The following is a 10,150-nucleotide window of genomic DNA, read 5'->3' on the forward strand; positions in this document are numbered from 1 at the left end:
TAACGCCGGAGATACGTCTGCGCCTACTCTCACGGATTTCGGGCAGCACTCAGAGGGGCATTTCATGATTCGCTTCTTCAAGCCCTCGCACCATTCGAGCTTGTCTCTGGAGAAGAAGACGCATCGTTACTTTCCTCGTCTACGCTTTCGTTATTCTGCTTCAAGCCGTGCAAGCACACGGTCTTTTCCTAGTAATTGAATCGTGTTCGGTAGTTCTGGACCATGCGTCTGTCCTGTCGTCGCGACACGAATTGGCATGAATAAGTTCTTTCCTTTTTGACCAGTCGCTTTTTGCGTCGCTTTGATCGATGCTTTAATCGCTTCTGGTGTCCACTCTTCGAGAGCACGTAACTGGTTCGCGAATTCTGCAAGTACAGTCGGAACCATCTCGCCACTCAAGACAGTGTTTGCCTCTTCATCATACACCACTTCGTCCTCAAAGAACATCTCTGAAAGCTTGACGATTTCCGCGCCATGCGTCATCTGTTCGCGGTATAACGCGACGAGATCACGTGCCCAAGCGAGCTCTTCTTCTGAAGGTGACGCTTCGACGCGACCTGCTTCTTGTAGGAACGGAAGACTGGCTTCGAATACTTCTTCGAACGATTGGTGTTTCATGTACTGGCTGTTGATCCAAGCCAATTTGTTTTGGTCAAAGACAGCCGGACTCTTCGAGAGACGATCCGCGTCAAAGATTTCGATGAACTCTTCTTTCGTGAAGATCTCTTGTTCGCCGACTGGTGACCAACCGAGAAGCGTGATGAAGTTGAGCATTGCTTCCGGGAGATAACCGAGCTCTTTATACTGCTCGATGTACTGAATGATCGAGTGATCACGTTTCGAAAGTTTCTTGTGTGATTCGTTGACGATCAATGTCATGTGACCGAACGTCGGGTATTCCCAACCGAATGCATCATAGATCATCATCTGTTTCGGTGTGTTCGAAATATGGTCATCTCCACGAAGAACATGGCTGATCGCCATCAAGTGATCGTCGATGACGACGGCAAAGTTGTACGTCGGAATGCCATCTTTTTTGACGATGACCCAGTCACCGAAGTCTTTTGATTCGAATGAGACGTCGTCTTTGACGATATCATTCCATGTATACGTGACATCTTCCGGTACACGAATCCGAATCGACGGCGTGCGACCTTCTGCTCGGAACGCTTCTTCTTGTTCTGCTGTCAGGTTACGGTGTGCCCCTGAATAACGTGGTGCTTCTCCACGTGCGATTTGTGCTTCGCGTTCTGCTTCGAGCTCTTCCGATGTCATGTAGCAACGGTAAGCGAGTCCCTTTTCAAGTAACTCGTCCGTGTACTTTTGATAGATATCGAGACGCTCCATTTGTGAATAAGGACCGTACTCGCCACCGCGATCTGGACCTTCGTCCCAATCGACACCGAGCCACTCGAGGTTCTTCATTTGACTCTCGACACCACCTGCGATGTTCCGCTTTTGGTCCGTATCCTCGATTCGTAATACCATCTTACCGCCTAAGTGGCGCGCAAACAGATAGTTAAATAATGCAGTCCGGGCATTCCCGATATGCAAGTGTCCTGTTGGACTTGGGGCATAACGTACTCGTACTTCTGCCATTGCCAATCACTCCTTCGACTAAAATTCGCTTATCTAGTATACCTTATTCTTCGATTCGTTTCAGTAGAATCACTGCTTGACAAGCGATTCCCTCTTCTCGTCCCGTAAAACCTAACCATTCCGTCGTCGTTGCCTTGACATTGATCTGTTCAATGTCCGCTTCGAGTAATTCCGCGATTCGCGCACGCATCGTGTCGATGTACGGACGAAGCTTTGGTGCCTGTGCGATGACTGTCGCATCTAGGTTGCCAAGCTCATACCCTTGTTGTTTAACGAGCGCGTAGACATGCTGCAGCAATTTTGCTGAATCGGCATCCTTGAATTCCGGATCCGTGTCCGGAAAATGTTTTCCGATATCTCCTGCTGCGATTGCACCAAGTGCCGCGTCGGCAATCGTATGTAACAAGACGTCTGCATCCGAATGACCGAGCAATCCTTTCGTGTGCGGAATCTCGATGCCGCCTAAAATCAATTTCCGATCCTCTGCAAAGGCATGTACATCAAAACCTTGTCCAATTCGAATCATCGTCATTTCCCTCGTTTCATTAGAATCGCTTCACCGAACCATAGATCGTCCGGTGTCGTCATCTTGATATTTTCGTAGTGACCGTGGACGATCGTTACTTTTCCTCCGTCCCATTCTATCAAACTTGCATCATCGGTTCCTAGGTATTTCGTTGCCGCTTTTTCATGAACCGTGCGAATCGTCGCAAGATCAAACGCTTGTGGTGTCTGGGCTGCCATCAGGCGTTCCCGCGGGACGGTCTCACTGATGTGATTTGCTTCGATCCGTTTGACGGTATCTTTGATCGGTACCGCGAGAATCGCTGCCTGATCTTGGACTGCTGCTTGGACAACCGCCTGAATCGCTGCTTGTGAAATGAACGGTCGGGCACCATCATGGATCAGAACGATTCCTTCGCCTTCTAACGCCTCAAGACCACGAAGCACACTTTCCTGACGTTCGGCACCACCCGTGACAAGTCTAATCGATGTCTTATAAGACGCGATAATACTTGTAAACCATTCCTGTTCTAGTGGATTGATCGCAAGGATGATTTCCGTACATGCCGGATCTGCCTCGAAGACATCCAGTGTCCAAGCGATGATTGGACGGTCTCTTAGTTCAAGCATCAATTTATTACGATCTGCGCCCATCCGCTTACCGGCACCGGCAGCGGGGATGACGACGCGATATGTGGCTGTAGACATCCCATTCCCTCTTTTCTATCTCACTGATCATCGTGATCCATTCCATCACACCGAAAACGGACTCGATCATGAAATCGAATCCGTTGCGGGGTCTATCCGAATGCCTCTCGATGTCTCTCTAGGCATAGTGTCTCATTTTTCTTGTGGTTTCGCAAAAATCATTCGTCCAGCTGACGTCTGCAAGACACTCGTGACGACGACGCCAATCGTTTTCGAAATGAGGTGTTTTCCGCCTTCGACGACGACCATCGTCCCATCTTCGAGATAGGCAATGCCCTGTTTTTGTTCTTTTCCTTCCTTGATGACAAGAACGGTCATCTCTTCTCCTGGAATGACGACTTGTTTGACGGCATTCGCCAGGTCATTGATGTTAAGAACAGGAACATGTCGGACTTCACAGACTTTGTTCAAGTTATAGTCGTTCGTGACGACGATCCCTTTGACGAGTTCCGCGAGTTTAATCAGTTTGATGTCTACTTCCGGTACATCCTCGAAGTCGCCATCGTAAATTTCGACCTCAACACCGGGAATCTCTTGTAACTCTTTTAAGACATCGAGTCCACGACGTCCACGGTTTCGTTTCAACGTGTCCGAAGAATCGGCGATGTACTGCAACTCCCCAATGACGAATTGCGGAACGATCAGTTTCCCTTCGACGAAGCCTGTTTTCGTGATATCTGTGATTCGTCCGTCGATGATGACGCTCGTATCGAGTACTTTACTATTCGACTTTGCTGGAACGACGACTTCAGGTGCCGTCTTTTTTTCACTTTGGTTGCTACGTAAGAAGATTTTCGTCAATTCATGACGTTTACGATACCCGACCGTAAAGCCAAGATATCCGAACAACGCGGTCACGAAGATCGTTAAGACGTTACTGAGCACAGGAATCCCAACTAAGTCGATTAACGTACTGACGAGAAATGCTAATACTAATCCGATCAACAAACCAAACGTACCAAAAAAGAGATCTGCTACTGGGGCTTTGACGAGTCGTTCTTCTAAAAATCGGAGAAGTCGAATTACCGAATCCGTAATGAATAATCCAATTAATAAGAATATGAGTGCACCAATCGTTCCAGTTACGTATTCGCTCATCAACCATGCCGGGAAAGTCGTACTTGTCGCTGTTTCAATCAATTGGAAAAACTGAGGAAGCAACAAGATCCCAAGGGCAAGTCCGAGTAATGCAAAAAATACCCGTATGACGATTTTCAATCTTCTCACCTCCTTTGCCTATTTTAAGTTCATTGTAACATGTACTGAATTGAACTACCTACGCCGGAAGGAGGGGAAACTGTTTACATATCCATTACAGTTCCCCCATTTTTTACGTCATTCCAGCTTAAAACGGAATGGTTTCGCGTAATGCTTCGTCCACGCTTTCGACACCGACGACCGTAATCCCGTCCGGATACGTCCAGCCTCCTAAGTTATTTTTCGGAATGATCGCTCGTGTAAAACCGAGTTTGGCTGCTTCTGCTACACGTTGCTCAATGCGCGATACACGACGAACTTCTCCCGTCAACCCGACCTCACCAATCACGACATCGGTCGGACGCGTCGGCTTGTCACGGAAACTAGAGGCAATGGCAACACAGACGGCTAAGTCGATCGCTGGTTCATCGAGCTTCACACCACCCGCTGCCTTGAGATAGGCATCTTGTGTTTGTAAGAGAAGACCCGATCGTTTCTCAAGGACGGCCATCAATAACGCTACCTTATTTTGATCGATTCCGGTTGCCATCCGTCTAGGATTCCCGAATGACGTCGGTGAAATCAATGCTTGCAGTTCGACGAGGACGGTTCGTGTACCTTCCATTGAAGCAACGATCGTTGAACCGGATACGCCGGATGTCCGCTCTTCAAGGAAAATTTCTGACGGATTTAAGACCTCTTCAAGACCAGACTCCCGCATCTCAAAAATTCCGATCTCATTCGTTGAACCAAATCGGTTTTTAACAGCACGCAGAATCCGAAATGTATGATGACGTTCGCCTTCGAAATACAAGACAGCATCCACCATGTGCTCAAGTAAACGTGGTCCAGCAATCGAACCCTGTTTCGTGACGTGACCAACGATAAAGATTGCAATACCACGACTCTTTGCAATTTTCATCAGCATCGCCGTACATTCACGTACCTGTGTCACACTCCCGGGTGCGGACTGGATTTCATCAATGTAGACGGTTTGAATCGAGTCGATGATTAAAAACCGCGGCTGTTCTTCATCAACGACACGTTCAATCATGTTCATGTCCGTTTCACTAAGGACGAACAAATCTTGCGTCGGTAAGCCAAGCCGTTCCGCGCGCAATTTGGTTTGTTTAAGCGATTCTTCCCCTGAGATGTAGAGCACTTTTTCACCACGTTGGGCAAGCCGTGCACTCGTCTGCAGTAAGATCGTCGACTTCCCGATCCCCGGGTCTCCTCCAACAAGCACCATCGAACCTGGAACAATGCCGCCTCCGAGGACACGGTCGAATTCACCACTTCCGGTAAAGACACGACTCTCTTCTTGCGAGACGATATTCGCGAGGCGTTCAGGCTTTAATTGTTTTGTCGTCGTATGAACAAAAGCGGCACCGCGCCGTCCTTTTTTCTCTTCGACGACTTCTTCGACCATCGTGTTCCATTCTCCGCATCCAGAACAACGTCCCATCCATTTCGGTGATTCGGTCCCACAGCTTTGACAAACGAATTTTGTTTTTAACTTAGCCAATCGATTCATCCTTTCTGTTTCAAAAAAAGACCAGCTTCGCTCAGAAAGTGCGAAAGCTGGCCCTGTGCTCAGTGCTTATTCCGTTGCGGCAGAACTCACGTGATTCCGGCGAACGATGAATTCGTTCTCTTCGACATCAAGCGCAACATGCTCTCCTTTTTGGATATCACCTGCGAGCAATGCTTCTGACAACCGGTCTTCCGCTTCCCGTTGAAGGGCACGACGGATTGGACGCGCACCGTACTCTGGATCGTATCCGATATCAGCGATTTTCGAAAGGGCAGCTGGTGTCAATTCGAAATGAATTTCTTGTTCAGCCAAACGTTTTTCAAGGGTTTTCGCCATCAACTTCACGATCTCTTCGATATGTTGTTTCTCGAGGGAGTGGAAGACGATCGTTTCATCAATCCGGTTCAAGAACTCTGGACGGAAGGCCCGTTTGAGTTCTTCCATGACTTTATCTTTCATGTCTTTGTATTCGCGATCTGTATCTTCAGAAACAGCGAATCCAACATATTTATTACGTTTAAGGGCACTTGCACCGACGTTCGACGTCATGACGATGATCGTGTTACGGAAATCAACCGTCCGACCTTTCGAGTCTGTTAAGCGTCCATCATCAAGTACTTGCAAGAGAATGTTGAAGACTTCCGGGTGCGCCTTCTCGATTTCATCAAGTAAGATGACTGAGTATGGTTTCCGGCGAACTTTTTCCGTTAATTGACCGCCTTCTTCGTAACCGACATAGCCTGGAGGTGAACCGACGAGACGACTCGTTGCATGTTTCTCCATGTACTCTGACATGTCGATCCGGATGATCGCATCCTCATCTCCGAACATCGCTTCGGCAACCGCACGTGCGAGTTCTGTTTTACCAACCCCAGTAGGACCGAGGAAGATGAACGAACCGATCGGACGTTTTGGATCTTTCAGTCCAGCACGTGCGCGACGGATCGCTTTTGAAATCGATTTAACGGCTTCATTTTGACCGATGACACGATCGTGAAGGATTTCTTCGAGGCGAAGGAGACGATCCGTCTCTTCTTCCGCGATCTTCGTGACCGGTACACCTGTCCAGTTGGCAACAACTTGTGCAATGTCATCTTTTGTGACTTCAAGTTTTTCGTTGCCTTGTTTATTCTGCCATTCCTCTTTCAAACGCTCAAGCTCATCGCGTAATTTTTGTTCCGTGTCGCGGAGGCTTGCTGCTTTTTCGAACTCTTGACTTTGGACAGCTTCATCCTTGTCCTTACGGATACCCTCGAGTTTTGCTTCAACTTCTTTTAAGTTCGGTGGTGCTGTGTATGAACGCAACCGAACTTTCGATGCCGCTTCATCGATCAAATCGATCGCTTTATCCGGAAGGAAACGATCCGAAATGTATCGATCCGACAAGGTGACGGCTTCTTGAATCGCTTCGTCTGTGATCGTCACACGGTGGTGTGCTTCATAACGGTCGCGAAGACCAAATAGGATTTGTGTTGCTTCATCCGTTGTTGGCTCTGCGACTTGAATCGGTTGGAAACGACGTTCGAGTGCCGCATCTTTTTCGATGTATTTCCGGTACTCATCAAGAGTCGTTGCTCCGATACACTGGAGTTCGCCTCGTGCGAGCGATGGTTTAAGGATGTTCGATGCATCGATCGCACCTTCTGCTCCACCCGCTCCAATCAATGTATGCAACTCATCGATAAAGAGAATGATGTTACCAGCTTGACGAATCTCATCCATGACCTTTTTCAAACGATCCTCGAATTCACCACGGTATTTCGTACCGGCGACGAGTGTCCCCATGTCGAGTACCATGACGCGTTTATTGCGTAACGTCTCCGGTACTTCATTGTTGATGATTTGTTGAGCGAGACCTTCGACGACAGCCGTTTTACCGACCCCTGGTTCCCCGATCAAGACTGGGTTATTCTTCGTCCGGCGGCTCAAGACTTCGATGACGCGTTGAATCTCTTTCGCGCGACCAATGACTGGGTCAAGACGTGTTTCACGCGCTTGTTGAGTCAAATCACGAGCAAGACCATCAAGTGTTGGTGTTGCGACACCTGAACCTGCTTGCGACGCGTTTGCTGTCGTTTCGCTGTTCCCAAGCAACTGGAGTACTTGCTGACGGGCTTTTGAAAGACTGATGCCTAAGTTATTTAAGACACGAGCAGCAACGCCCTCTCCTTCTCGGATCAATCCGAGTAAGAGGTGTTCTGTTCCAACGTAAGAGTGACCTAGTTTACGTGCCTCATCCATTGATAACTCGATGACTTTTTTCGCACGTGGTGTATAGTGAATCGTCGTTGCACCATCTTGTCCGCGACCGATCAACGCTTCGACTTCCATCTGAATTTTATCTGAACTGAGACCGAGTGCTGTTAAGGCTTTCGCAGCGATTCCGTCTCCTTCACGTACAAGTCCGAGTAAAATGTGTTCTGTTCCGATATTGTGGTGCCCCAACCGTACTGCTTCTTCTTGAGCAAGTGCCAATACACGTTGTGCACGTTCTGTGAATCGTCCAAACATCATTATGCAAAACCTCCTTGTGTGTGATCCCTGTTTGTCTGTTCGGTTAACATCGTCCGGATTCGTTTCGCCCGTTCGATGTCCCGTTCTCTAGATGTTAATTGTTTCCCGAAATGCTTTTGTAAAAAACCTGTTTGTAATGAAACGAGCAGTTGATGAAAAAGATTTGGAGGAAGATTGACCTCTAGTCCCAGACTGTCCGCTAAGCGAACATCCGATAACCGTTCCGTTGCTTCCCGCGCTGTAATCAGTCGAGCTGATGTCAGGACACCGTAGGAACGATATAGTCTATCCTCTAGTTCTTCTTGATACATCTCCAATAATCCTTTTCGTGCTGCCTGTTCTGCTTCAATTAATGCTTCGACGGCAAATTGATAATCCGTGATCAGCATATCCTCACTTGCCCCAAGCGTCCGTTGGTTCGAAAGTTGGAACATGCGACCAGAGGCATCGCTTCCCTCGCCGTAACGCCCACGAATCGCGAATCCGAGTTGTCGTAAGTGTTTGATATAGCCTTGAATCTGATTCGTCAGGACCAATCCCGGTAAGTGCAACATCACGGAAGCACGAAGACCAGTTCCGACGTTACTCGGACATGTTGTTAAATATCCAAGCGTATCATCAAAAGCAATTTTAAATCGTTCACTGATCAAGCGATCGACTTGTTTTGCAATCCGAAACGCTTCTTCAAGCTGGAGCCCAGGTAATAACGTCTGGATTCGAAAATGATCCTCTTCGTTTACCATGACACTGATCTGCTCATCCTCACTAATGAAGAGTCCCGTCCGTGGATGACTGGCTAACGCTGGACTGATCAGATGCTTTTCTACTAAAGCGGTTCGCGTCAGAACATCTGCTTGATCGACGCGACCAAACCGGAACCCTTTCATCCCGTTTAGTTGGCGTTCGGTCTCTTCAATGAGCGCATTGGCTTGTGCTTCTGACAACATCGTTGAGAACGGATAACGTGTCGTATTACGCGCCAATCGGATCCGAGTCGAAACGACGATGTCGTCAAAGGGAGAAGATTGATTCATCGATTCGCTTAAAGGGTGTTGGAGCAACTCTTCAAACATGACGCAAATCCTCCTCGACACTCTCAATCTGTTGTTTTATGATTTCTGCTTCTTCATAATCTTCTGCTAAGATTTTGCGGTTAAGTTGCTCTTTGAGTCGACTGAGTTGCTGGTTCAATCGTTTTTCAACGGTTTCCTCATCAGGTCGCGAGCCATAATGTTGCGTATGACCGTGTTGGAACTGACGAACCATACCGTCGACTTCGTCTTTGAAAAATGAATAACAAGTCGGGCAACCGACTTTACGAAGATGAAGCAATTGTTGACGGGTCATACCGCAAGACGGACATGCCGTCCCTTGGTATTCACGTGCTAACTCCCGCACACAAACCGAGCATAAGAACTTCTCATCGGTTTCCGATTCTTGTGGAAGTTTGACACGGACGATTGCTTCTCGTTCGCCACATCGTTGACAACGCATCATGCATTCCTCCAATGTCCGACGACTAGAGTCGCTTCATGGTTTGAAGAAGCGTCCGCATCAAGTGGGCACGCATCCGGTGTTGATCTTCGACCGCCATTGGCAAACTCTCTTTTTGCAACAGCGATTGAATCAAAATAGCTTCCCGCCGCGTCAGTAATTGTTCGTTCATCAAACGAATCAAATAATCTTCTGCAGCTTGTTCCGTCAAATGATCACCGATCCATGAACTGACTTCGTCTAATAGATCGTGACTATCGAGCACAACGATTTTTTGAATCCGAATGTATCCACCGCCGCCCCGCTTACTTTCAACAAAATAACCCTTTTCGACCGTAAAACGAGTATTAATGACGTAATTGATTTGTGATGGAACACAGTCAAAACGTTGTGCAATTTCTTGACGTTTGATTTCAATCGTCTTTTCGTCGTGTAAAATTTGCTTTAAATAGGCTTCGATGATATCTGTGATGTTTTGCATTGGCACCACCTCTCTGACCATCTTTGACTATTGTTTGATTTAATAGTAATCATCTAAAAAAAGAAATGCAACTGATAAGGCTTTTTAGAAAACACAAAAAAACCGACCTGCAATCTGCA

At 47.6% G+C, this 10,150-nt stretch carries 9 protein-coding genes and 1 other annotated feature (1 of these 10 running past the window's edge); all 9 genes read right to left on the reverse strand.

Annotated features, from left to right (window positions below; all coding sequences use genetic code 11):
* Window positions 1–151, reverse strand: a binding site (T-box leader); it reaches 68 nt to the left of the window's first position.
* Window positions 151–1,599 (reverse strand): glutamate--tRNA ligase, encoded by a 1,449-nt coding sequence (gltX, locus tag B4F99_RS01365; protein WP_214856807.1) that lies wholly within the window; start codon window positions 1,597–1,599, stop codon window positions 151–153. (Overlaps the previous feature by 1 nt.)
* 43 nt (window positions 1,600–1,642) lie before the next feature.
* A complete protein-coding gene (gene ispF / locus B4F99_RS01370; protein WP_029343079.1) occupies window positions 1,643–2,125 on the reverse strand; it encodes a 2-C-methyl-D-erythritol 2,4-cyclodiphosphate synthase in 483 nt (160 codons plus the stop codon).
* A gap of 2 nt (window positions 2,126–2,127) precedes the next feature.
* On the reverse strand, window positions 2,128–2,811 hold the full coding sequence (gene ispD / locus B4F99_RS01375; RefSeq protein ID WP_214856805.1) for a 2-C-methyl-D-erythritol 4-phosphate cytidylyltransferase: 684 nt from the start codon (window positions 2,809–2,811) through the stop codon (window positions 2,128–2,130).
* 132 nt (window positions 2,812–2,943) lie between these two features.
* The gene (locus B4F99_RS01380) at window positions 2,944–4,029 is read right to left on the reverse strand and encodes a PIN/TRAM domain-containing protein (protein WP_290754263.1); all 1,086 of its coding nucleotides are present in this window, start codon (window positions 4,027–4,029) and stop codon (window positions 2,944–2,946) included.
* Between the two features lie 127 nt (window positions 4,030–4,156).
* Entirely contained in the window at window positions 4,157–5,533 is a 1,377-nt protein-coding gene (gene radA, locus B4F99_RS01385; RefSeq protein ID WP_029343076.1) for a DNA repair protein RadA, read from the reverse strand.
* Window positions 5,534–5,608: 75 nt separating this feature from the next.
* On the reverse strand, window positions 5,609–8,056 hold the full coding sequence (clpC, locus tag B4F99_RS01390; protein ID WP_035413120.1) for an ATP-dependent protease ATP-binding subunit ClpC: 2,448 nt from the start codon (window positions 8,054–8,056) through the stop codon (window positions 5,609–5,611).
* Window positions 8,056–9,129, reverse strand: a complete 1,074-nt coding sequence (locus B4F99_RS01395) for a protein arginine kinase (protein ID WP_195866116.1) — start codon at window positions 9,127–9,129, stop codon at window positions 8,056–8,058. Before B4F99_RS01395 ends, clpC begins: the two co-directional genes overlap by 1 nt.
* Window positions 9,122–9,550 (reverse strand): hypothetical protein, encoded by a 429-nt coding sequence (locus tag B4F99_RS01400; RefSeq protein WP_214856803.1) that lies wholly within the window; start codon window positions 9,548–9,550, stop codon window positions 9,122–9,124. Before B4F99_RS01400 ends, B4F99_RS01395 begins: the two co-directional genes overlap by 8 nt.
* A gap of 25 nt (window positions 9,551–9,575) precedes the next feature.
* Window positions 9,576–10,031 carry a CtsR family transcriptional regulator gene (locus tag B4F99_RS01405; RefSeq protein WP_023466578.1) on the reverse strand — a complete coding sequence of 152 codons (456 nt, stop codon included), beginning with the start codon at window positions 10,029–10,031 and terminating at the stop codon, window positions 9,576–9,578.
* Window positions 10,032–10,150: the final 119 nt, after the last annotated feature.

The organism is Exiguobacterium sp. UBA3491 (genome assembly GCF_002377745.1).
Taxonomy (GTDB): domain Bacteria; phylum Bacillota; class Bacilli; order Exiguobacteriales; family Exiguobacteriaceae; genus Exiguobacterium_A.

Bases quoted from the DNA above. Each gene is read 5' to 3' on its own strand.
- ispF (WP_029343079.1), bottom strand. From the start codon at position 2,125: ATGATTCGAATTGGACAAGGTTTTGATGTACATGCCTTTGCAGAGGAT.
- clpC (WP_035413120.1), bottom strand. From the start codon at position 8,056: ATGATGTTTGGACGATTCACAGAACGTGCACAACGTGTATTGGCACTT.
- ispD (WP_214856805.1), bottom strand. From the start codon at position 2,811: ATGTCTACAGCCACATATCGCGTCGTCATCCCCGCTGCCGGTGCCGGT.
- gltX (WP_214856807.1), bottom strand. From the start codon at position 1,599: ATGGCAGAAGTACGAGTACGTTATGCCCCAAGTCCAACAGGACACTTG.
- B4F99_RS01400 (WP_214856803.1), bottom strand. From the start codon at position 9,550: ATGCGTTGTCAACGATGTGGCGAACGAGAAGCAATCGTCCGTGTCAAA.
- B4F99_RS01395 (WP_195866116.1), bottom strand. From the start codon at position 9,129: ATGTTTGAAGAGTTGCTCCAACACCCTTTAAGCGAATCGATGAATCAA.
- B4F99_RS01405 (WP_023466578.1), bottom strand. From the start codon at position 10,031: ATGCAAAACATCACAGATATCATCGAAGCCTATTTAAAGCAAATTTTA.